Origin of the sequence: Micromonospora sp. Llam0 (assembly GCF_003751085.1) — a bacterium.
Lineage (GTDB): Bacteria > Actinomycetota > Actinomycetes > Mycobacteriales > Micromonosporaceae > Micromonospora_E.
In genome coordinates, this window is record NZ_RJJY01000001.1 from 3,114,496 (window position 1) to 3,139,075 (window position 24,580).

General features: G+C 72.2%; 10 protein-coding genes. 8 read left to right on the forward strand and 2 right to left on the reverse strand.

Features of this window, described 5'->3' with window-relative positions; genetic code table 11:
• Positions 1–8,067, reverse strand: a complete 8,067-nt coding sequence (locus tag EDC02_RS41605; protein WP_233605904.1) for a type I polyketide synthase — start codon at positions 8,065–8,067, stop codon at positions 1–3.
• Positions 8,068–8,433: 366 nt separating this feature from the next.
• On the opposite strand from EDC02_RS41605, the gene EDC02_RS13635 reads away from it, so the two are divergent.
• From EDC02_RS13635 to EDC02_RS13665, 7 genes are all read left to right on the forward strand, one after another.
• Positions 8,434–9,534 (forward strand): tetratricopeptide repeat protein, encoded by a 1,101-nt coding sequence (locus EDC02_RS13635; protein WP_370461448.1) that lies wholly within the window; start codon positions 8,434–8,436, stop codon positions 9,532–9,534.
• Positions 9,535–9,862: 328 nt separating this feature from the next.
• Positions 9,863–12,484 carry a fibronectin type III domain-containing protein gene (locus tag EDC02_RS13640; RefSeq protein WP_233606393.1) on the forward strand — a complete coding sequence of 874 codons (2,622 nt, stop codon included), beginning with the start codon at positions 9,863–9,865 and terminating at the stop codon, positions 12,482–12,484.
• A gap of 53 nt (positions 12,485–12,537) precedes the next feature.
• On the forward strand, positions 12,538–13,533 hold the full coding sequence (locus EDC02_RS13645; RefSeq protein ID WP_123602278.1) for a MoxR family ATPase: 996 nt from the start codon (positions 12,538–12,540) through the stop codon (positions 13,531–13,533).
• A gap of 11 nt (positions 13,534–13,544) precedes the next feature.
• Positions 13,545–14,744, forward strand: coding sequence for a DUF58 domain-containing protein (locus tag EDC02_RS13650; protein ID WP_123602279.1), 1,200 nt, complete (start codon positions 13,545–13,547; stop codon positions 14,742–14,744).
• Entirely contained in the window at positions 14,741–17,110 is a 2,370-nt protein-coding gene (locus tag EDC02_RS13655) for a transglutaminase domain-containing protein (protein ID WP_233605905.1), read from the forward strand. The genes EDC02_RS13650 and EDC02_RS13655 overlap by 4 nt, the downstream gene beginning before the upstream one ends.
• Before the next feature lie 32 nt (positions 17,111–17,142).
• Entirely contained in the window at positions 17,143–17,799 is a 657-nt protein-coding gene (locus EDC02_RS13660; RefSeq protein ID WP_233605906.1) for a DUF3159 domain-containing protein, read from the forward strand.
• Positions 17,800–17,892: 93 nt separating this feature from the next.
• Positions 17,893–18,969: a hypothetical protein gene (locus EDC02_RS13665; protein WP_123602280.1), complete on the forward strand. Its 1,077-nt coding sequence runs from the start codon at positions 17,893–17,895 to the stop codon at positions 18,967–18,969.
• Between the two features lie 240 nt (positions 18,970–19,209).
• On the opposite strand, the gene EDC02_RS13670 is transcribed toward EDC02_RS13665, so the two are convergent.
• Entirely contained in the window at positions 19,210–22,122 is a 2,913-nt protein-coding gene (locus EDC02_RS13670; protein ID WP_123602281.1) for a glycoside hydrolase family 48 protein, read from the reverse strand.
• Between the two features lie 915 nt (positions 22,123–23,037).
• On the opposite strand from EDC02_RS13670, the gene EDC02_RS13675 reads away from it, so the two are divergent.
• On the forward strand, positions 23,038–24,576 hold the full coding sequence (locus EDC02_RS13675; protein WP_123602282.1) for a GH1 family beta-glucosidase: 1,539 nt from the start codon (positions 23,038–23,040) through the stop codon (positions 24,574–24,576).
• Positions 24,577–24,580 lie beyond the last annotated feature (4 nt).

A 24,580-nucleotide genomic window follows, 5' to 3' on the forward strand; every position in this document is an offset into this window, starting at 1 on the left:
TCACCATCCCGAGGCGGTGTAGACCACGGAGGTGACCGCCGGGTCGCCCCAGGCGAGCTCGCGTAGCAGACTCAGCGCGCCCTCCTCGGGATCGATCAGGTCGATCCCCCGGCGGGCGTACTCCCGGCTCAGTTCGGCGCTGACCATCCCGCCGTGCACCGAGCCCGGCGCCCACGGCCCCCAGTGCACGGTCAGGCAGCGCACCCCGGTGCCGGCCGCCCACCGGCCGCCGATCCGGTCGAGCGCGTCGTTGGCGGCGGCGTAGTCGCTCTGACCCCGGTTGCCGTACGCGGCCGCGATGCTGCCGAACAGCACCACGAAGCGCGGATCGGCGCCGTCGCGCAGTGCGTCGAGTACCGTCACCGCGCCGTGCACCTTCGTCTGAAACACCCGGTCGAACGACGCCGGGTCCTTCTCGGCGATCAGCTTGTCCTCGATCCGGCCGGCCGCGTAGACCAGACCGTCGATCCGTCCGTACTCGCCCTGGATCTCCTTGAGCAGTTGCCGGGTGGCGTCGGCGTCGGTGACGTCGAGGCTGTGGTAGCGCACCTGGCTGCCGAGTTCCCGCAGCTCGTCCAGGGTCGCGCGGACCTCGCGGGCGGCCAGGATCGCGGTGGCCGTGCGGTCGATCTCCGCCGGTGCGCGCATCCCCTGGGCGACCAGCGCGGCTCGCAACGCCGGCTTGTCCGCCGCGGCGGCCAGCGCCGGGGACTCCGCCTCCTGCGGCAGCGGGGTACGGCCGACCAGCTCGATGCGGCATCGGCTGGCGGCGGCCAGGGTACGGGCGAACCACGGGGTGATGCCCCGGGCACCACCGACGAGCACCACCACCGAGTCCTGGTCCAGACCGATCGCCTGGGTCTCGGCGACACCGTCACCGGCCGGTCCGGCACCGCCTGCGGCGAGCGGGCCGAGATCGACCGCGGCCAGGTCGATGGTCTGCCGGCCGGTCGTCGACCAGGTGACGATCGGGGTCTGTCCGCCACTGAGCAGTTCGGTGACCAGGCCGGTGGCAAGCTGGTTGTGGTCGGCGCCGGCCGGTACCTCCAGGTAGGTCACCGAGACCTGCGGGTACTCGCGTTGGATGGTCCGGAACAGGCCGGCGAATCCGTCGGTACGCGGACCGGCAGTGCCGGCGGCGATCAGCCACCGCACGCCCGCCGCGAGGGCCTGCTGGATGAACGGGAAGATGCCGGGCAGCAGCGGTCCGCCGCTGTCACTCAGCCCGTCCAGGATGATCACGCCGTCGTAGCCGGCCGCTTGGTCCGACGCACCGGCGTGGATCGAGCCGGTGGCGCCTGCCGCGCCGTGCTGGGCGAGCTGCTCGGCCAGCGGTGCCAGGGCCGGCGACCCGCCGGTGATCAGGAACCGGGCGCCGGCGAGCGCCTCCGGCGCGACGACCGCGCCGGTGGCGGGAACCGGCCGGCCGACGAGTCGACGTGGGGCCGTGCCGGACCCGGCAGGCTGTGCCGGAGACGCCGGTGCCGCCTCGGGTGCCTGATCGGCCGCCATCTTCTCGGCCAACCACGACACCATCGTGCGCACCGTCCGCGCCCGAACCAACTCCTCCAACTCCGACTCGTCACCATCCACCGACAACCGCAACCGGGTCGCCACCTCACCAGCAACCTCAGCCCGCTTGATCGAATCAATACTCAGATCCGCCTCAAGATCCAGATCCAACTCGATCAAATCCACCGGATACCCGGTCCGCTCACTCAACACCTCCAGGATCGCCTCCTGGAACTGCGCCACCCCCACCGACACAGCCGCCGACACAGCCGCCGACCCGGCGGCCGAAGACGCTGCGGACACCGCAGGCGCGGACGGGGGCGACGCGACGGCCGCTGGGGGTACGGCGGGTGCTGCGGCCGGTGCCGCCTCGGGTGCCTGATCGGCCGCCATCTTCTCGGCCAACCACGACACCATCGTGCGCACCGTCCGCGCCCGAACCAACTCCTCCAACTCCGACTCGTCACCATCCACCGACAACCGCAACCGGGTCGCCACCTCACCAGCAACCTCAGCCCGCTTGATCGAATCAATACTCAGATCCGCCTCAAGATCCAGATCCAACTCGATCAAATCCACCGGATACCCGGTCCGCTCACTCAACACCTCCAGGATCGCCTCCTGGAACTGCGCCGCCCCCACCGATCCGGCAGCCGGGGACGACGCGGGCACAGCAGGCGTCGCAGTAGCAGGCGCGGACGCCGCGGTCGCCGTGACGGCAGGCACCGGGCTCGGGGCGGTCACCGACGCGGCCGGTTCGACGGTCGCGGGGGCGGCCGCCATCTTCTCGGCCAACCACGCCACCATCGTGCGCACCGTCCGCGCCCGAACCAACTCCTCCAACTCCGACTCGTCACCATCCACCGACAACCGCAACCGGGTCGCCACCTCACCAGCAACCTCAGCCCGCTTGATCGAATCAATACTCAGATCCGCCTCAAGATCCAGATCCAACTCGATCAGATCCACCGGATACCCGGTCCGCTCACTCAACACCTCCAGGATCGCCTCCTGGAACTGCGCCGCCCCCACCGACACAGCCGCCGGCCGCACCGCGACCGTCGCGGTCACCGACGCCGCCGTCGACACGGGACCTGCGAGGGCTGGTACCGACGTGGCGGCTGCGGCCGGTGCGGCGGCTTCGTGAACCGTCGTTTCCACTGCCACCTGTTCACGCCTCACCGGTTCGGGCTGGGCAGCCGGAGCCGCCTGGGCAGCCGGAGCAGCCGGTGCCGTCGCCTCGGTGGGCGACGCCGGGATGGCCGCGACGTCGGTCACCGGAGGTGCGCTGTTCGGCACGACCGCCTCCGGGTAGTTGCTCGGCCCGGTGATCGCCGGCTGGGTCACCACCGACGGGTACGCTGCGGGCCCGACCCACCCGTTGCCGGCCGGCGGCCGCTCCCCGAAGTACGCCAACATCACGTCCCGCTGGGAGGCGATCAATTCCCGACTCGTCCGCAGGAACTCGCTGATCAGTTCGTCGCGCCCGTCCCGATAGCCGGCCGCAGGGACGTGCCGGACACTGGCCCCGGCAGCCGGAGGGTGGCCGATCCCGTGGCCGTTGCCGGACGCATGTGCTGCGCCGTTGCCGTGGACATGGCCATGACCGTTGCCGGACACGTGCGCCACGCCGTTGCCGTTGCCGTTGCCGGACACGTGCGCCACGCCGTTGCCGGGACCATGCCCGTTGCCGTTGCCGGACACGTTGCCGTTGCCGGACACGTTGCCGAGACCATGACCGTTTCCGGCCTCGGTGGATGCACTCATCGACAGCTCCTTGATTTGTCGGGGAGGCGTCATGCCGCCGGGCAGCGGCCGGCCATGCTGGTCGCGTACCAGCTGACCGTCGACCGTCCAGACCGGGCGGGACGACGGCGGAGCGGGCGCGATCTCGGCGACTCGCCGGCCGCGGTAGAGCCAGTCGGTCTGCACCGGGACCCCGGCGCAGGCCAGTTCGGCGACGGCGGAGAGGAAACCACGCAGTCCGTCCGCCCGCCGACCGTCGCAGGCGACCGCCACGTGCGGGCGCTCCCCCAGGACGGCGTCAACCAGCCGGGTGAGTACCTGGCCGGGACCGGCTTCGACGAAGACGCGGGCCCCGGCGGCATACATCGCTTCGATCTGGTCGACGAACCGCACCGGGGCGCCGATCTGCGCGGCGAGTTCGTCGCGGATCTGGTCCGCACCACCCGGGTAGGGCTGGGCGGTGCGGTTGGACCAGACGGGGACGCTGGGGGCGGCCACCGGATGGCCGTCGAGGGTGGATCTGAAGGCGGTGACACCGTCGGCGACCACCGGGCTGTGGAAGGCACAGGCCACCGCGATCGGCCGGGCAGACAGACCCTTCTCCTTGAGTACGGAGACCGCGCGTCGCACCGCCGGGGTCGGGCCGGAGATCACCACCTGCCGCGGGCCGTTGTGGTTGGCGAGCACCACCTCACCGGCCAGCCCGGCCCCGGACAGCACCTCACCGATCTGCTCGGCGGTAGCCGCCACTGCGGCCATCGTGCCGGGGTCGTCGCCAGCAGCCGCCAGGATGGCGTCGGCGCGCTGGCGGCTCAGCTCGAGCAGTGTCCGGTCCTCGAAGGCGCCGGCGACGCACAGCGCCACCAGTTCGCCGTAGCTGTGCCCGCCGGCCAGGTCCGGTCGGACGTTCAGCCGACCGAGCAGGTGGTGCACGGCGAGCCCTCCGATGCCGAGCACCGGCTGGGCGATCCGGGTGTCCCGGACCCGGTCCTGTTGACTCCGGTCGTACTCGGTGTCGAACGCGGCCGGCGGGAAGAGCGGCTCGACGTAGTCGCGGCCGATGTCCAGGAACCGCCGCAGCTCGGGAAAACTGACGAACAGGTCGGCCAGCGCGCCCGGGCGCTGGCTGCCCTGGCCCGGGAAGAGGAAGGCGACCTTGCCGTCCGCGCTCGGCGGCTCAGCCGGCTGGAACAGCCCGCGCGCCGGATCGTGCTCACCGGCGATCGCCCGGCGCAGCAGTCCGGCCAGGTCGTCGAGGTCACTGGCGACGATGGCGACCTGCACCGGGCCGGACCGCTTCTCGGCCTGGCGGGACTGGGCGGCGGCGAGGTCGCGTAACCGCCAGCGCCGGCCCAGCGCGTCGCGGGTGTCGATGGTGTCCAGCAGCGCCCGCATCGCCTGATGCGTGCCGGCCCGGTCGCCGGCCCGGAAGCAGAACAGCTCGGCCGGCCATTCGTCGCGGGCGTGTCGCGGTTCGGGTGCGTCGGCGTAGGCGCTGAGCACCGCGTGGAAATTGGTGCCGCCGAACCCGAAGGCGCTGACCCCGGCGACGCGTTCGCTGGCCGGTGCCGCCCACGGCCGCGCCGAGGTCTCGAAGGCGAACGGGCTCCGGTCGGGGTGCCAGGCCGGGTTGGGCCGGGTCACGTGCAGGGTGGGCGGCCGGACCCCGGTGTACAGCGCGAGCGTGGCCTTGATCAGACCGGCCAGACCGGCCACGCACTTGGTGTGCCCGATCTGCGACTTGACCGACCCGAGGGTGCAGCTGCCGGGCGTGGCACCCGCCTCGCTGAACACCGTGGTCAGCGTCTCCAGCTCGGTACGGTCGCCGACCACCGTGCCGGTACCGTGTGCTTCGATCAGGCCGACCTGCGCCGGCGACACCCCGGCCTGCCGGTACGCCCGGTCCAGGGCCCGCCGCTGGCCGGCCGCTCGGGGTGCGGTCAGGCCCAGGGCCCGTCCGTCGCTGGACCCGCCGAGTCCTTTGATCACCGCGTAGACGCGGTCGCCGTCGCGCTGCGCGTCGGACAGTCGCTTGAGTACGACGGCGGCGACGCCCTCGCCGAGCGCGATCCCGTCACCGGCGCTGTCGAACGAACGGCACCGCCCGGTCGGGGACAGCGCGTGCGCCGAGGTGAACATGAGGTAGTCGTTGATGCCGTTGTGCAGGTCGGCGCCACCGCAGATCATCAGGTCGCTGCCGCCGCTGGCGAGTTCCTTGCAGGCGGCGTCCATGGCGGCCAGCGACGAGGCGCAGGCCGCGTCGACGGTGTAGTTGGGGCCGCCCAGGTCGAGCCGGTTGGCGACCCGACCGGCGATGACGTTGGCCAGGATGCCGGGGAACGAGTCCTCGGTGACGGTCGGCAGCTGCTCGTCCAGCTCTCCGGGAACCTCCGGCAGGTAGGCCGGCAGCATGGTCCGCAGCGTCTGTGCGTGCCCCATGTCGCTGCCGGCCTCGGCCCCGAAGATCACCCCGGTACGGGAGTGGTCCACCCCGTCGCGGCCGGGGGTGTACCCGGCGTCGACGAGGGCCCGCTGGGAGACCTCCAGGGCCAGCAGCTGGGTGGGGTCGATGCTGGCCAGGGCGGACGGTGGAATCCCGTACCCGATGGCGTCGAACGGCACCTCGGCGAGGAAGCCGCCCCACTTCGAGACGCTGTACCGGCCGGTCTGACCGGGACCGACCTCGGGCGCGTAGTAGATCTCCGGGTTCCACCGGTGCGGTGGCACCTCGGTGACAGCGTCGGCGCCGTCCAGCACGGTACGCCAGAACCCGGCGAGGTCCGGTGAGTTCGGCAGCATGCACGCCATGCCGACGATGGCGATGTCCAGCGGCTCCGCCGACTCCTCCAGCTCGGCCGGGGTCCAGTCGGACCGCAGCCGCTCGGACCGGGCCGCGTGGAAGGCTACCGCCTGGTCGGTGACCGTACCGTGCAGCGCCGCGACGGTGGTCTCCTGCTCCCGCAGCACCGCGACCTGGCCGGCCATGAACATGCCCTCGCTGAGCTGGGCCGCCTCGTCGACGTCCACCAACGCGTCGCCGTCGCGCCGCTTGCCCTTGCTGGCGATCCGCAGCCGGCCCACGTTGAGCAGTTCGAGGTGTTCCCACACCTGGCGGTTTTCCAGGCCGGCGGACTCGAGTTCGGCCCGCAGCGCGTGGAAGTCGTCCACGAAGTCGCTCTGCAGGCACCGGGTCACGTGCCCCGGTGCGGTCTCCAGCAACGCGGTCCGGGTCGCTTCCCGGGCCATCCGGGCGAAGGTGGGTTGGATCGCGCCGTGCGCGACGGCTTCTGCGGTGAACAGGTAGGCGGTGCCCATCAGCACCCCGACCCGTACGCCTCGCCGGGTCAGCGGGGCGACCATCGCGGCGATCATGGCCGCCGACCGGTCGTCGTGGATGCCGCCGGCGAAGAAGACCTGGATCTCGGCCGCCTCCTCCGGCGTCGCGCCGGCGAGGTGCTCGGCCAGTACGGCGAGCTGCGCCTCCCACAGCGGGAAACTGGCCCGGGGGCCGATGTGGCCGCCGCACTCGGCGCCTTCGAAGATGAACCGGCGGGCACCGGAGCGCAGGAACTGGCGCAGCAGCCCCGGTGACGGCACGTGCAGGAAGGTCCGGATCCCTTCCCGTTCCAGTTCCTTGGCCTGCGGGGGGCGGCCGCCGGCGATGATGGCGAAGTCCGGGCGGATCCGTCGGATCACGTCGAGCTGGGCGGCGCGGATCTCCTCGGGCGCGAAGCCGAGCACACCGACGCCCCAGGGCCGTCCGTCGATGCGGGCGGCGGTGTCGGTGAGCATCTCCTCGGTGCGTTCGGCGGTGGCCAGTGCCAGCGCGATGAACGGCAGCGCCCCGTCGGCGGCGACTGCTGCGGCGAAGCCGGCCTCGTCGCTGACCCGGGTCATCGGGCCCTGCGCGACCGGCACCCGCAGGCCGAGGTCCCGGGCCAACGGACCGCCGGGGCGCAGTACCTCGGCCGCAGCGCCGTCGGTGGCCGCGTCGACGATCGCCTCGCGGATGCCACGGACCGCGGCTGCGGCGTCGGACCAGCGGCCGGCGAACTCGGCGGCCAGCCAGCCGTCCTGGCCGACCGGCAGCAGGTCGGCGCGGGCGGGGGCGCCGGCCGCGCCCGGCCGGCGTGGAGCCCGTGGGATTCCCCGGTATCCGTCGACCAGGACGCTCTCCGAGCCGTCCATCCGCCGGATCGCGGTCAGTACGTCGGCCGGCAGGTCCGACTCGGGCATCAGGGCGAGCTGGTTGTCCAGCACCACACCGGCGGCACCGCCCAGCACACAGGCGGCCGCCGTGTACGGCCCGATCCCACCCAGCGCCCAGACCGGAAGCCTCAGGTCGGCGGAGGTGAGTTGCTGGACGAGGACGAAGGTGCTCAGCTCGCCGACCTCGCCGCCGGACTCCATGCCGCGGGCGATCAGCCCGTGCACGCCCGCCGCCGCCGCGGTCCGGGCCGTGGCGAGGCTGGTCACCTCGGCGAGTACGCGGTACCGGGGCACCAGTTCGGACAGGTTCCACGGCAGCTCGCCGGTGACGACCACCAGCTCCACCCGGCCGGGGGCCAGCCGTTCGACGTCGTCCACCGAGGCCGGACAGCTCGCCGGGACGCGGACCGCGATCGGCCCGTCGGACCAGGCGGCCAGCTGCTCCACGGCGCCCAGGACCTTGGGCCGGGTACCGGCCAGGTCGAGCACGCCGGTGCCGCCGCCCCGGCGAACCGCGCTGGCGATGCGTGGGCTCGGCTCGACCTCGCCGCAAGGGGTGTAGGCGATCACCAGGTCACGCATGTCGACTGCAGTACTCATCAGACTCCCGCTTCGTGAGCAGTGGTCCCGGATTCGATGCTGACCGCCGGAGGATCCACCGTTGCGGCAGCTCAGAGCGAATATTCTGCATCAATCGATGTCACTCTTCGGAGAAACTTAGCGGCAACCAGTTACGGCCGTGTGAACTCTGTCGACCAATAACGCCAACCTGGTGCGGGCAGAACCAGGTCAGCTGCCCGGCTTCCGACGGCAACCGGCAACAATGCCAGTTCCGCCGGAAACAATCTGGTGAGTCAGGTCACATCGGACGGACAGACAGTGGATCCGTACGCTTGGATCCGAACTCCCCGACGTTGCCGGCACCCCGGGGCCGGGTGGACCGGCGGCACCCGGCAGCATGGCGAGGTGGCCCAGCCTTCCCTCCTCGTCGGTGTCCGCGACAACGCGGCCGCCATGCGTGCCGGCGGCGACCTCGCCGGCGCGTGCGAATACCTGCTGCGGGCGCTGGACTCGGCCCGTGGCGCCTTCGGTGTGGACGAACCGGAGGTTTTGTGGACCGCGCACCTGCTGGCCCGGCTCCGACGCGAGGCCGGCGACCCGGCAGCCGCCCGGCGGCTGTTGGAGGAGTCGCTGGCCGCAGGCGAACTGCGGTTGGGTGACCGCGACCCGGTCATGCTGGCCATCGCGTACGAACTCGCGACGCTCGCCGAAGAACTGGGCAACCGGCATGAGGCCCGCCGCAACTTCGCCCGGGTCGCCGCCGCCGGCCCAGCGCAGCTCGGCGACGACCACTGGCAGGTCCGGGCGGCCCGGGAGTACCTGGGCGGCTCACCGGTCACCCCGGTCGATCCGGCTCCCACCGCTACCCAGCGCGAGCCCGACCTGCCGACCCGGCCGGCACCATCCACCCAACCGGCACCATCCACCCAGCCGGCACCATCCACCCAGCCGGCACCACCGGCACTGGCAGCCCCGGTTTCCGGTCACGAGGTAACGACCGCCGCCAATCGGCCGTCACCGCTACCCGTCGCCATGACCGGACCGGCCGCCAGCGTTGCGGCACCGTCGCGGTCCCTACCGGTCGTCGTCGCGGTCGGCGCCGCGGCCGCCGCGGTCATCGCCGCCGTGGTCGTGGTCATCGTGGGCGTCACCGTCCTACTCGACGGACGAACCACCACACCGACCGGACCGGGGCGTCCGGGGTCCGACCCTGCTGCGGCCGGCGACCCGCCGACCGGCCTGCGGCTGACCGACGACACCACGGCCGTGACGCTGGCCTGGTCCGACCCGACCGCGGGAACGGTGCCGTTCATCGTCGCTAGTGGCCGCAGCGGACAACAACTCGGCGCACTCGCCACGGTCAATCCCGGCCAGACCGTATTCACGGTGAACGGGTTGAATCCCGAACTCGACTACTGTTTCGCGGTGCTCGCCGTCTACTCCGCCGACGAGTACGTCCCCTCGGACCAGGTCTGCACCGACCGTCGGACAGCCGACCCGGACTAGGCGACAAACTCCGTGTTGATCAGCGGAAACATGAATTCTCGAGCAGTTCTTCTGGAATCCCGTCCGACGTTGTCCACAGGGGCTGCCAGAGCAGTTTCCCGTCAGCCTGACGGCCCCATAGGATGGCCTCCGGCCGCACGTCGGGGGCGACCCCGGCCGGCGACGATCGACGATACGGATGACGGGCACCATACGACCGACGGGCGGAAGGCGACCTACTGTGGTCACCACGGGCGACGGCAACACAGCTGACGGCGGCACAGGCGACGGCGGCACCCGGCAGGGCACCGGCCCCGACGGCCGACGACGACGCGGCCGCGGCACGCTGGTGACCGTCGGCACGGTCACCGCGCTCGTCGTCGGCATGGGGCTGACCGTGCTCGGGCTCGGCGCGGCCGACCACGCGGCGGCCGGCTACGACGCGAGTTCGTGGTTGTGGAGCTCCGCCCGGAGCGAGCTGGCCAGGGTCAACGGTCTCACCGGGCGGGTCGACACCAGGGTCGAGGTCGCCGACGCCCAGGGCCGCCAGACCCAGGTGGTGCAGACGGACCAGTTCCTGATCCTGCGCGAGCTGGCCACCGGCAAGGTCAGCTCGCTCGATCTCGCCACGTTGCAGGTCGGCGCGACCGTCCGGAGCACGACCGGGCTCGGGGTGAGCGTGGCGATGCAAGGCGACGCGGCCTTCGTCATCGACGCCGTCCAGGGCGTGGTTCGCCAGATCGACCCCAGGTCACTGCAGCCCGTCGGCGACCCGGTGCGCTACCCGCCGGGGATCGCCGGTGGACACTTCGACGGCGCCGGTCGGCTGTGGATCGCAGTGCCGAGTGAGGGCACCGTCTCGGCGATCACCGCCGCGCCGCTGCCGAGCGACCCGGCGCAGGGCGCGGCGGAGGCCGTCTTCGACTCGTCGATCCCGCAGCCGGCCGCCACCGAGCCGGATGCGGGCGCCACCGACGGCACCGCCGGGCCGACCCGGGTCCGGACCGTGGCGGTCGCCCCGCCCAGCAACGAGTTGACCATCTCCGCGCTCGACGACGGCGTCGCGGTGCTCAACCGGACGGCCGGCGCGCTGACCCTGCTGCGCGGCGGGGACCGCCGTGAGGTGCCGCTCGACCTGGACGGTCCGGGCGTCCTGCCGACCCGCACGACCGGCAGCCTGCTCGCGGTCACCGTTCCCGAACGGCGACGCATCGTCCTGGTCGACGACGACGGGGTCCGGCAACTGTCGGTGCCGGGCAGCGGATCCGCGCTACGTCCCGCCGTCAGCTGGGCGGGCCGGGTCTACTGCGCCGACGAACGCAGCCGGGAGATCTTCGCGTTCGACGGGGCGGGGGCGCTGCTCCCGTCGATCGACGTCACCGAGACCACCGGCCCGCTCGACCTGGAGGTCCGGGAGAACCACCTGTTCATCAACGCACCCGACGCGGCCACCGCCCGGGTCGTCACCGACGCCCACGAGGTACGGCAGGTGGACAAGTACGCCAACGACATCCTCGGCGGTGACCCACCGCCGGAGCCGCCACCGCCGCCACCGCCGCCGCCGGAGCCGACGGTCGGCCGGCCGGGTGCGCCACGCGCGGTCAGCGCGGCAGCCGGCGACACCACCGTTCGGGTGAGCTGGCAGGCGGCGGCGGACAACGGCGCGAGCATCCAGCGATACGTGGTCACCGGCGACGGCCGCAGCTTCGAGGTGGGAGCCAACCAGCGGTCGTTCGAGGTCACCGAGCTGGTCAACGGCGACACGTACCGCTTCTCGGTCCACGCGGTCAACGCCGAGGGTGCGGGGCCGAAGCGGGAGTCCAACCCGGTCGTTCCCACCGCCGAGGTGCCCGACGCCCCAGCGAACGTCACCGCGCGGGCCCGCCCGGACGGCTCGGTCGCGGTAAGCTGGCCGGCCGCCGACGGCCAGGGCAACGTCATCGCCGGCTACACGGTCACCGCTGTCTCGGCCGAAGCCACCGCCCCGGTCGGCGACGTCTCCGACACCGAGCTGGTCCTCGCGCCCGGGTCGCTCGACTACGGCAGACAGTACGCATTCACCGTCGTCGCGGTCAGCGACCAGGGAGCCAACTCGACAGCATCGCCGTTGAGCAACTCGGTGGTGCCCTATACGGCCCCGGGCGAGCCGGCGGCGGTCGAGGCGACCACCGTGGCCGACCAGCGGGGAGCGCTGCGGGTCGGCTGGTCGCCGGCGCCGGACAACGGGCGGCCGGTCACCGGGTACGTGGTGACCGCCGGTGACCAGCGCACCGAAGTGTCCAACGGCACCGCCGTCACCCTGACCGGGCTGGGCAACGGTGCCGACGTGACGGTCGCGGTGCATGCGGTCAACGAGGCCGGTGACGGCCCGGCGGTGACCACGACGGCCCGTACCGTCGCCGAGCCGAAGGTCACCGTCACCGGCGCCACCGCCGGCACCAACGCGGTCACCCTGAGCTTCTCGGTGGACGCCGGCGGCGGGAACGTCACCTGCAGCGCGGCGACCGACGGCGCGCCGGCCGTCACCGGCGGCTGCGACAGCATCCGGGTCGGCGGCCTCTACCCGGGACGGTCCTACCGGTTCACCGTCCGGGCCAGCAACGCGGCCGGCACCGGCACCGCCACCCACAGCCGGGCGACCGCGGACCTGTACGGCATCGCCACCTGCGTCAACGGCCCGGACGGCGAGCAACGCACCTACTGCGACGACGACGTTCCCGGTCGCAACGGCAACGAGATCTTCTCCGTACCGGAGCAGGACAACAGCAGCCAGGTCGGCTGGGTGCCCGACGGCACCCGGCTCACCGCGCTGTGCCGCCGCCAGGGCGGGCACGTCGACGCCTGGATCTACAACGGCGGCAAGGCCAGCACCTGGTGGATCCGGGTGGAGTACAGCGGGAAGAACTACATCCCGTGGGCCTGGTTGAACCTGGCCGGCGGCGACGACCTGAACCAGCTGCCCACCTGCTGACACCCGCCCACCCGGGCAGCCACCGATCCACCCCGGCGAGGAGACCAGCCGCAGTGACCACGACCACCCAGTTGACGCCCCACGAGGTGACCGGCTTCGCCTCGACCGCCGCCCGACTGGCCGGGGAGATCTCCACCGTGGTGCTGGGCAAGCCGCAGGTGGTGCGACTGACCCTGACGGCCCTGTTCGCGCAGGGCCACGTCCTGCTGGAGGACGTGCCGGGGGTGGGCAAGACCACCCTGGCCCGGGCCGTCGCCGCGACGGTGCACGGCCACTGGCGTCGAATCCAGTTCACCCCCGACCTGTTACCCGCCGACGTGTCCGGGGTGACCATCTTCAACCAGTCCACCCAGGGTTTCGAGTTCCATCCCGGCCCGGTGTTCGCCAACATCGTCATCGCCGACGAGATCAACCGCGCCTCGCCCAAGACCCAGTCGGCGCTGCTGGAGGTGATGGAGGAACGCACGGTCACGGTGGACGGCGTCCGGCATCCGGTGCCCCGGCCGTTCCTGGTGGTGGCCACCCAGAACCCGGTCGAGATGGACGGCACCTACCGGCTTCCGGAGGCCCAGCTGGACCGGTTCCTGGTCCGGCTGTCGGTCGGCTACCCCGATGAGCAGACCGAGATCGAAGTGCTGCGCGGGGCGACCCTGCGGTCCCCCGAGGCGCTCGACCCGGTAACCGACACAGCCACCGTCGGCCAGCTCATCCAACTGGCGCAGCGGGTGCACATCGCCGACCCGCTGTACGGGTACGCGGTGCGGCTGGCGGCCGGGACCAGGACACACCCGCAGATCCGGGTCGGGGTCAGTCCACGCGGGGTGATCGCGCTGACCCGGGCGGCCTGCGCGTACGCGCTGATCGGCGGCCGGGGGTTCGTGCTGCCCGAGGACCTGAAAGCCCTGCTGGAGCCGGTCTTCGCGCACCGGCTGCTGCTCACCGCGGACGCCCAACTGCGCGGCGTCACCGCGGCCGAGGTGCTCGCCGACGTGGTCCGGTCGGTCCCGGTGCCGCTGCCGGCCGGCCAGCCGGCAGCCGCCGGGGTCTGAGCCGACCGACGATGAACGTCACCGCCCGTTGTCTCGGCCTCGGCATAACCGCCGCGCTGCTCACCGCCGTCGGGTCCGTGCTCGGCTATCCGGAGCTCGCGCTGCTCGGCACCGCCGGTCTGACGGTGGTCGGCTACGCGGCCGGCTACGCGCTGTGGCAGCCCCGGCTGTCGGTACGCCGTACCGTCGAACCCGACCGGGTGAACCGCGGCGACCTGTGCACCGTGACGCTGCAGGTCGGCAACCTGCGGCGGTGGGGCGCGGCGAGCGTCCTCGCCGAGGAGCGGTGCGGCCGGCGGTGGATTCCGGTGCCGCTGGCCCGGTTGCACTCCGGTGCCACGACCACGGTGCGCTATCCGGTACCCACCGATCGCCGGGGCGTGCTCCCGGTCGGCCCGTTGCGGGTGCTCCGCCGCGACCCGTTCGGCCTGGTCGCCGTCGCGCGCGCGGACGGCGAACCGGTCCGGGTGTGGGTCCGGCCGCAGGTGCATCCGCTGCGCGCGGTGCCCGCCGGGATCGCCCGGAGTTTGGACGGCCAGATCGACCGGGTACCGCACGGCAGCATCACCTTCGACTCGTTGCGGGAGTACGTCGTCGGCGACGAACTGCGCCGGGTGCACTGGCGCACCAGCGCCCGGATCGGCCAGCTGATGGTGCGGGAACACGTCGACACCAGTCTGCCCCGGATGGTGGTGCTGCTGGACAACCGGACGGTCGCGTACCAGGACCACGCCGACGGGGCGTCAGCGACGTTCGAGTCGGCTTGTGAGGCGGCGGCATCGGTGGTCGACGCGGCGACCCGGGCCGACCTTCCGCTGCTGCTGCGGATGGTCGTCGAACAGCCGCCGCCGGACGGCACACCGAGTCGGCACCCGCTGGACCGGCTGGCCGAGGTCTCGCTGGCCGGTACCGACCGGCTGACCGGCGGGGACCCGGTCCGACAGGTCTGCGACCAGCTGCGCCAGCAACGACCCGGCGACACGCTGGTCTATCTGGCCGGCACCGGTGATCCGGACGCCGTCACCCGCATCGGTGCGCTGCGCACAGTCTTCGCGACCGTCCTGGTCGGCCGGATCACCGGCGCCGTCGACCCGTCGGCAGGCGGGGCACCGGCGATGGGCGCCCCGACCGGGCTGGCCGGCGTGCTGTTCGTCGAGGCGGCCGACGGTGTCGGCTTCGCCGCCGGGTGGGATGCGGCAGGTGACCGGTGACCAGTGACCGGACGACCGAGCTGGCGCGTCTCGGTGCGGTGGCGGCGGCGCTGATCGCGATGACCGGGTCAGCCGCGGTCCTGCTCGGCCGGATCTACGACGGGTCGGCGGCCGGCTGGCTGACCGCCGGTGCCGGCGCGGCGGCGGTGCTGGTCGGCACGTGCGCCCGGCGGCTGCCGAACTGGCAGGTGGCTCCGCTGTCCGTCCTGCTGATGGGTGGCTACCTGCTGGCGGCCGGATGGTGGGCGGCGGACCGGGCGGAGGTGGCCGGCCCAGTGCCCCGGCTGCTCGCCGACGCCGCCGCGAACGGAGTTCCCCGGCTGCTGACCGCGATGATCCCGATGGAGGCGGTGCCGGACACTGTGGTGGTTCCGGTCGTGGCCAGCTGGCTCGCCGGCTTCACCGCGACCGAGCTCGCGGTACGGGCCCGGCGTATGCTGCTCGGCTGCCTACCGCCGTTGCTGCTGTTCGGCGCGGCGGCGTTCGTGGTCGGGCCGAACGCCGAGCCGGCCCGGTGGCCGGCGCTGCTGTTCGTCGCGGCGGCGGCGGTCGGGCTGCTGGTCACCGCGGCACCGGCGACCGCTGCCCGGCCGGGCCAGCCGGCGGCAACGGTCGACCAACCGGCCAGGCCGGACGACGGTGGCGCTGGCGCGCTGGCGGCGGTACGGCTGCGGACGGCGGCGGTGTCATTGGCCGGCGCGGCCACCGTACTGCTGCTGGTGGCGGTGAGCGCACCGTGGGTGGTGGCCCGGATCGCGACGACCGACGTCGACCCACGCCGCTACGTCGCGCCACCACAGGTGGAGATTCTCGACGAGAATCCCCTGATCAGGATCTCCGGTTGGGCGCTCAATCCCGACCAGCCGCTGTTCGACCTGCGGGTCGGCGCGTCACCGGTCTCGACGGTGGACGGGCGGCGAGCTGCTGGGGCCGGCCCGCGTCCGACCGGAGACGGCGCGCGGCGGTTGACCCTGGCCGTGCTGCACGACTACGACGGCGTCACCTGGCGGGTCGGCGGGACCTATCGCAACGCCGGCCGGGTGCTGCCACCGGCCGAGGACGCTGCGGCGTCCCCGACCGACGCGTCGTCGACGGACGCCGTACGTCAAGAGATCACCGTGGCCGAGCTGTCCGGACGGCTGCTGCCCGCGATCACCGCCCCGGTACGGGTCGACGGCGTCCGGGTGGCGTACGACCGGGCCAGCAGCACCTTGCTGCACCCCGAGGGTCTCACTCCCGGCGTCACGTACGCCGTCGACTCGGTGCCGCGTCGACCACCGCTGAACGCACTGACCACCGCAGACGTACCGGCCGGGGAGTCGGTGGCCCGGACGCTGCGGGTGGCCGACGGGGTGCCGGCGGAGATCCGTCGGCTCGCCCAGCAGCTCGCCCGGGACAACGGTGCGCCGTACCAGCGGGCGCTGGCCGTCGAGCAGTTCCTCGCCGACCACTACCAACTTGTCGCCGACGCGCCGAGCGGCCACGCGTACCCGAACCTGGGATTCTTCCTCTTCGGGCCGCGCGAGGCCGGCGGCCAGCGGGGCACCTCCGAGCAGTTCGCCGCCGCCTACGCGCTGCTCGGCCGGCTGATGGGGCTGCCCACCCGGGTGGTCGTCGGGTTCGTCGTGCCGTCCGGTGACGCGACGGTGCACGGCAGGCACGCGGTGGCCTGGCCGGAGGTGCTCTTCTCCGATGTCGGTTGGGTGCCGTTCGATCCGCTGCCCCGACCGGACAGCACGCCGCGCCCGATCGAGGAGGAGTTCCGGCCGGCGCCGGACGAGCCGACGCCGCCGGCCGAGCCGTCCGCGCTGCCGACGGTCGACCCGCCGCCGTCGACACCGCCCTCGGCGGCCTCCGCACCGCCGGGTGGTCGGCCGTCCGGCTGGCTGCTCGGTGTCGTCGCGGTGACGGTGACCGGGGCCGGCACCGCCGGATGGGCCGGCGTCGTCCTGCTGCTGCGTCGCCGGCTACGCGACCGGCGGCTCGACGGCGGCCCGCCCGCGCAACGGATCTGCGGGGCCTGGCTCGAGGTGGTCGACGCGCTCCGGCTGGCCGGCCACCCGGCCGGGGCGCACCTGTCCGCCAGTGAGGTGGCCGGACACTGCCGGGCCCTGCCGGACGGCGCGGCGCTGCCCCGGCTCGACCCGCTGGCCGAGCTGGTCAACCTCGCCAGCTTCGCCCCGGGGCAGGCCGACGACGGGCAGGCCCGGCGCGCCGGTGGTTACGCCACCGTCTGGGTGGCGGCGCTACGTGCCCGGCGGCCGTGGTGGCAGCGGCTGATCTGGTCGCTGCACCCCGGCCCGCTGCGCTGGGCCGGTCGCCGCCGGGGCATGGCCGCCACCGCCGACACCACGGGAAGCGGTTAGCCTTACCTAAGGACGGCGGCGGGAGGCGGACGGTGACCGGAACATCGGGCGACACCCAGACGGAGTCACTCGCGCAGCTGCTCGGCGGGCGTCGAGGTGCCGTTGACGCCACGCTGCCGGCGGTGGCGTTCGGCGTCGGATGGGTGGCCGGCGGGGAGTCGATCTGGATCGGCGTGTACTGCGCGGTCGCGGTCGGCGTGGTGATCGCCGGAGTACGCCTGTGGCGTAACGATCGGCCCCGGTCGGTGCTGATCGGGTTGCTCGCCGTCTGCGTCGCCGCGGTGATCGCGCTGCGCACCGGGCGGGCCAGCGACTTCTTCCTGCTGCAGTTGCTGTCCAACGCGGCGAGCGCGCTGGCCTGGATGCTCAGCATCGTCGTCCGGTGGCCGTTGCTCGGCGTGGTCGTGGGAGCGGTGCTGGGCCAACGTACCCGGTGGCGCCGGGACCCGGCGCTGCTGCGGGCGTACGGCCGGGCCAGCTGGGTCTGGGTTGGGCAGTACGTCACCCGGGTAGCCGTCTTCGTCCCGCTCTACCTCGCCGACCAGGTGATAGCGCTGGCCGCCCTCCGGGTCGCGCTGGCCTGGCCGCTGGTCGCCGCCTGCCTGGCGGTGAGCTGGTGGGTGCTCCGCCGGTCGCTTCCGGCCGGGCACCCGGGGATACGCCATCCGGTACCGGCCGACCTGCGGTGACGAATCGGCCTCCCGTACGACCCGGGCCGGTGCGGATGTGACTAGAGTGACACGCTGTCCCGACCGCATCCGCACAAGGAGGCAGGCGTTCCCGTGGCCGAGAAACCTGCTGACTCCGCTCGCGGCACCAGACGCAGCGACTCCGCTGCTGACGGTGCCCTCACGCAGCCGACCGTCGAGCTGAACGCCCTGCCTGGCGGTCGGCCGCCGGGCCCGAGGGTTCCGGACGCACCGACGGTCGAGCAGCCGATCGTCGAGCAGCCAACGGTCGAGCAGCCGATCGTCCAGCCGTCGACCGCTGCGGCCCGCCGGAGCCGTCGGGCCGCGAACCGCTCGGCCGACGTGTTCGACGAACCGACGGTCGAGCAGCCGGTGGTCCGCCCTGCGGCCGTCCGTCCCGACACCGCCGACGCGAACCTGCCCGCCGGACCGGCACAACCACCAGCGGGACCAGCCGGCACCGCAGCGGGACCGGCACAACCACCAGCGGGACCGGCAGCGACCGCACCGGGGCCGGCCCGGACCGCGCCACCGGACGAGCCGGACCGGTTCATCGCGCTGGCCCGCCGGTACGGCTGGGTGGTGGCCGCCGGTTCGGTCGCCGCGGTGGCGCTGCTGTGCTCGGCGCCGTTCGTCTCCGGCAACGGACTGTTGTGGAATCCAGCGAGTTCGACCGGCTCGCCGGTCACCCCCACCGTGACGGCGGACAGCGCCCCGACCGCGACGGTCACGCCCGAGGTCACCGACACCTCGCCGGCCGCCGGCAACAGCGGGGAGTCACCCGAGGTGCGCCAGGCCGACCCGCCGGCGGCGCCCCCCGAGCAGCCCGCCTCCGACCCGGCCCCTCCCCCGCCCCCGTCGGAGGACCCGCCGGCATCCAGCGCCGCCCCGCCGGGCGGCGGCGAGCCGGTGCTGCTCGGCCCGGACAACAGCGACGACCTCCGAGGCATGCTGGACAGCTACTGCAAGCAGGAGCACGGCGGCGAGTGGATGGCGTGGCCCCGCGAGTGGCCGGGCAACGGCACCGACTGGGAATGCGTCCGGCCGTGGACCCATCATGACCGGGACCTCGACGTCCGACGCGCCTGCGCCAGTCGGTACGGCGAGCCGGTCATCGCCGAGGCCGGCAGTCGTCGGGACGCGTACAGCTGGCGGTGCTACCGGGGCTGACGTCAGCCGACGAACACAAGGGTGTGGTGGGCCGACCGGGATCGCTGCGTTGGCCAATCCCGGCCGACCCACCACGGGCGGGCCTGACCGTGGGTATCAGGCCGTCTGCGGTGGTTCGGCACCGTCAGGCGGTGCCGAACCGTTTGGTGGGACGGGTGGTACGTCGGTGTCGGTTCAGGTGATGGATCGTGGTGAAGGTGTCCGGGTGGGCGGGGCCGGCCGCCCACCCGGACACCGGTCTCAGTTGTCCGGGAACAGGTGACCGAAGTCGGCGTAGGCCATCGCCAGGTCAGCCTGTGCCCAGAACCGGTGGTAGCGGAACTCCGGCTCCGGCCCACCGTTGAGGTACGCCTCGACCTTCGGCCAGTCCGGGTCGTCCAGGTAGAACGACCGGATGTCCAGGAAGCTCGCGCCCGGCTCGATCACGTCGCCGTTGGGCATGGTGCCCGACCAGCCATTCGGGATGTACAGACCCTGCCCGGTGGAGGCGTCGTAGACGTCGTCGAAGCGACGGTAGTCGCCCCGCGCCTCCACCGTGGAGGAGCCCTGCGCGTCGGCGTTGGCGTACAACGCGTCCAGCAGGCCCTTGGCGGTGTCGCGGGCCTCGGTGTCACCGGAGGCGGCCGCGTACCACATCAGGGTCCGGGCGTAGGCCGAGGCCACGCCGACGTCCTGGCCGGTGCCGACGACCTCGACGTGCAGGTTGTTGTTGGCACCGGGGTTGCTCGCGTTCCAGGTGTCCGGCGCGCCGGTCCACTCCATGGTCGACGGGATCGAGAAGTCCCCGCCGGTGCCGATCTCGGTGTGCGAGATGGCCCACGGCACCCACTTGTCGAGGATCTGCTTGGCCCGGGCGTCACCGGTCACGTAGTAGACCTCGGCCACCCGCTGCAGCGACCAGACCTGCATACCGAACCACTCGTTGCTGCCCGGGTCGTGGTAGACCGGGTGCTCCGTGTAGTACATGCCGTAGAAGGTCGGGGTGCCCGACGGCGGCTGGGCGTAGGAGCCGTTCCAGCTGTTGGTGGCACCGCCGGCGATGGCGCCCTCAGCGGACTGCAGCCACTGGTAGAACTCCATCTGCCGGTCGAAGCTCTCGGTCCAGTCCTGCACGGCGGTGGCACCACTCGGCTGCAGCTCGGGCACGTTGGTCAGCGCCCAGGCCGCGAACGGGTTCTGGTAGCCCATGTGGTTGTGGCTGGAGCCGATCCGCCACGACCAGGCCGCCGAGGTGTCGGTGGCGCCACCCCAGGCGTAGTACCAGGACATCAGGTAGTGCGCGGAGTCCTTGCCGGTACCGGCCGGGCAGCTGGACGCGCCGACGCAGTTGCCGATCCGCTTGAAGTACTTGTCGAACATCGCGTAGCGCAGGTAGTCACCCATCCGGGCGGCCTTCGCGACGGTGGCCGCGACCTCGCTCTCCTTGCCCTGCTCCTCGGCCCAGACCAGCGCCCAGTAGGCCGCCTGGATGGCGCGGGCGTCGGCGTCCGGCGCGTTGGTGTACTTCCACTGCGACGCCGGTGCGTTGTCCTCGGCCACGAACAGGTCGAGGTAGCCGTTCGGGCCGCCGTGTGCCTTGGTGTCGCAGGACGGCTGCGGGACGGTCTCCCAGACCGACTCCTGCGGGCCCCGCTGGAAGGTGTTGATGTACGCGGGACGGGTGGTGCCGTCACCGCAGTGGCCGTAGCCGTAGACGTTGTCCACGTCGAGCAGCCAGTGCATGCCGTAGATCTCGCCGGTGCCGTACGCCGACTGCAGCTCGTTGCGCAGCGGGTCGGTGCCGACCGGGACGTTCTGGTCCAGCCGCGACGGGTACTGGCTGGGTTGCAGGTACTCGGCTGCGTACTGCGGGGTGCCGGCGACGCCGGCCGTGGGCTGGTCGGCGGTGCCCGGGATGATGTACTGCTCCATCACGGTCCACGCGTTGTTGAACGGTGCCCAGTTCTCGGTGACCCGACCGTAGTTGGCCTCCAGCCAGATCCAGAAGCTGAACGCCTCCGAGGTGGTCTCGTGACCGTGGTCCGGGGCCTCCACGATCAGCGTCTCGATGGAGTGGTAGGGCACGCCCTCGGGGCTGAAGTAGCCCGAGTTCTTGATCTTGCCGTACTGCTCCAGGAAGCGCTCGATGTACTCGTTGTCACCGCCGGTCGAGTCGTTGTCGATCTCGGTGACCACGATGGCCAGTGGTGCCAGACCACTCGCCGTGGCGGTGATCGTGGCCGTACCGCTGACCGTGTCGCTGTCCTCGGCGGCGGCGACGGTGACCGTCGCGCCGGTGTTCCAGTTGCTCGGGGTGAGGGTGACCGACGACGGCGACCGGGTGATGCTGTCGTCGCCGGAGATCGCCAGGCTGACCGGCACGTTGCCGGTCGGCTCTTCGCTCAGCCGGAGGTTGAAGGTGTTGCTGCCGCCTTCTTCGACGCTCACCGAGGAGGGCGTGGCGACCAGCGCCGGGCCGGGGTTGGCCTCGTCGACGCTGAACGACCGCTCGGCGGTGGCGCTGGCACCGGCGTTGTCGTACGCCCGGGCCTGCACCGTGTAGTCGCCGGCCGGCAGGTCCTCCATGACGTACTGGTACGGGCTGGTCGTGTCGGTGTTGACCAGCAGCCCGTTGCGGTAGAACTCGACCCGGTCGACGGTGCCGTCGGCGTCGCTGGCGGTCGCGGTCAGCGGGACGTCGGCCGGCGCGATGAACGGCCCCGACGGTACCGTCAGACCGACCGTCGGCGGCTGGTTCTCCACCGCGCCGTTGCAGGTCACACCGTTGATGGAGAACGAGGTAGGCCGGGGGTTCGAGCCGGTGTGCGAGCCGTTGAAGCCGATGTTGGTGGACTGACCGGTGGCCAGGTTGCCGTTCCATGCGGCGTTGGTCGCGGTCACCACGTTGCCGGACTGGGTCCAGTTGGCCGACCAGCCCTGGGTGACCCGCTGGCCGCCCGGGAACTCGAAGCGCAGGGTCCACCCGGTGAGCGGATCACCGAGGTTCTCGATGGTCACGTTGGCGGTGAAGCCGTTGTTCCAGTCGTTGGTCGAATAGACGACGTCGCAGGCGGTGGCCGCGTTGGCGACGCCGGGGACGGCGGCGACACCTCCGACGACCATCACGCCAGCGGCGAGCATTGCCAGCCGCTGTCTCGTCGCGGTCAATCTCATGTGCGGGGTTCTCCTCGCGAACCAGGCCGAGGCAGTGCGGTACACCTCGGCTTGGCGCCTTGGGCGCGGTGGGCGATGTCGTGGAGCAGCGCGTCGGACGCCAGGCGCCGGATGGGTGTGACCCGTCCCGGACCGGGGTCTGCATACGACGGAGGGCGCCGGACCGGCGGCTCCGGTTCACTGCGTGGCGCCGTACCGACACGGAGTCGGATGCCCTCGGCTGCCGCTGTCGCGTGGTCTGCTGGCTCCCACCTGCGATGGTCGACAGTGTTACATGGGAGCGCTCCCGCAGCAAGTGGCAACCTTCGACGACCCACCGGAAAACCCAGACGAACCCACGTTGAGCAGGTGATTCACCGAGGAAGGTCGGGCACGGCCGGACTCACTCACGCCACCAACATGTTTCGATCTCGTTTTGGGTCTTTCACAAACCCGTGACGGAGACTACAGTCCAGAACCAACGTCGATGGGAGCGCTTCCATCGATAGATGTGGCAACAAGTGAGAGTACACCGTACCTGCGGTGCTCCGCCGCCCCGGTGGAGCGCACCACTACCGGTCGTACAGCTGGCGGCGGGCCAGCCCGGACTCCGCCGGCAGTTGCAGACACCACCTGGGAGAGGAGGTGGATCCAGAGCCACTCGCGTGGCCCGGCTCCCGCGCGTCACGCACGATCTGGACGCCAAACCGCTCGTGCGTGAAAGCAACTGATGGTGGGGACGGGGGTTGCCCTCCCCGTCCCCACACTACTTCCCCGCACCCGGCAGGAAATCGGTCGACCCGGCACCCCGTCCGGCCGTCCGGCCGACGCGACCCGGTTCCACCACCCCGATCCCCCATCCGCGCCACCTGACCGGCGTGTCCGCGCGCCCGTGCCGCACCGCAGTGGATCGGACACCACTGTCAGGAGAGCCCGATGGCCGTACTGTCCCGCCGGCACCTGCACCGCCGGGCCGAGCGTTCCGCCGTCCGCGCCGCGAGCGGCGATCCAGGCCGCGCCACCGGCACCGGCCGCACCAGCGGCGCCGACCCCGGCCGAGCCACGGCCGAGCCGGCCGACGCGACCGGGCCCGACCGGGCAGGCGATGGTTCCGCGACCCCGGCCGTCCGCCACCGCACCGATCCCGAACGTCCGATCGGTCTGCACTTTCCCAACAACTTCCGCTGGGGCGCGGCGACCTCCGCGTACCAGATCGAAGGTGCCGCCAAAGAGGACGGCCGGGGTGAATCGGTGTGGGACACCTTCAGCCACACCCCCGGTCGCACCCGCGGCGGCGACACCGGCGACGTCGCGGCCGACCACTACCATCGGTACGGTCACGACCTCGACCTGATGCGTGAGCTCGGACTGCACAGCTACCGGTTCTCCATCTCCTGGCCACGGATCCAGCCCGACGGCACCGGTCGGCCCAACCGACGCGGGCTGGACTTCTACCGCCGGCTGGTCGGCGGGCTCCTGGAGCGGGGCATCGAGCCGATGGCCACCCTGTTCCACTGGGACCTGCCCCAGGCGCTGCAGGACCTCGGCGGTTGGGAGCAGCGCGACGTGGCGTACCGCTTCGCCGAGTACGCCCAGATCATGTTCCGCGCCCTCGGCAGCGAGGTCCCGATCTGGCTGACGATCAACGAGCCGAAGACCGTGGTGCAGAACGGCTACCTCAGTGGGCATCACGCACCGGGCCGGCCGGACGCGGACGCGGCGTACCTGGTGGCCCACCACCTCCAACTCGCGCACGGCCTGGCCGTACAGGCGCTGCGCGCCGAGCGGGCCGCGTGCCGGATCGGACCGGCGCTCAACCTGCATCCCTGCTACCCCGCCGACGGCAGCCCGGCAGCCGCCGCTGCGGCCCGGCTGTACGACGGCTACGAGAACCGGCTGTACCTGGACCCGATCTTCCTCGCCAGCTACCCGGCGGACGTCCTCGCCGATCTCGGCCCGGCCAGCCGGCTGGCCGGTGGGATCCACGACGGTGACCTGGATGTCATCGCCGAGCCGATCGATCTGCTCGCCGTCCAGTACTACACCCCGTTCTACGTCGCCGCAGACGGCAGCACGGTCCCACGCTGGCCGACCTCGGAGGCGGACTGGCAGCAGATCCACCCGGACGGCATGTTCGACGTCCTCACCCGGGTGCACCGGGAGTACGGCACCGTGCCGATCACGATCACCGAGAACGGCCTGCCCACCCCGGACCGGTTGGCGGCGGACGGTTCGGTGGACGACCCCGGCCGGGTCGCCTTCCTGCGGGATCACCTCGCCGCCGTGCATCGGGCGATCAGCACCGGTGTCAACGTGGAGAGCTACCACGTCTGGTCGCTGCTGGACAACTTCGAATGGGCCGAGGGATACCAGCAGCGCTGGGGGCTGATCTACGTCGACTACCCGACGCAACAGCGGATCTTCAAGCGGAGCGCACACTGGTACCGGCGGGTGATCGCGGAGAACGCCATTTGACCCG

Bases quoted from the DNA above. Each gene is read 5' to 3' on its own strand.
- EDC02_RS41605 (WP_233605904.1), bottom strand. From the start codon at position 8,067: ATGAGTACTGCAGTCGACATGCGTGACCTGGTGATCGCCTACACCCCT.
- EDC02_RS13650 (WP_123602279.1), top strand. From the start codon at position 13,545: ATGAACGTCACCGCCCGTTGTCTCGGCCTCGGCATAACCGCCGCGCTG.
- EDC02_RS13670 (WP_123602281.1), bottom strand. From the start codon at position 22,122: ATGAGATTGACCGCGACGAGACAGCGGCTGGCAATGCTCGCCGCTGGC.
- EDC02_RS13675 (WP_123602282.1), top strand. From the start codon at position 23,038: ATGGCCGTACTGTCCCGCCGGCACCTGCACCGCCGGGCCGAGCGTTCC.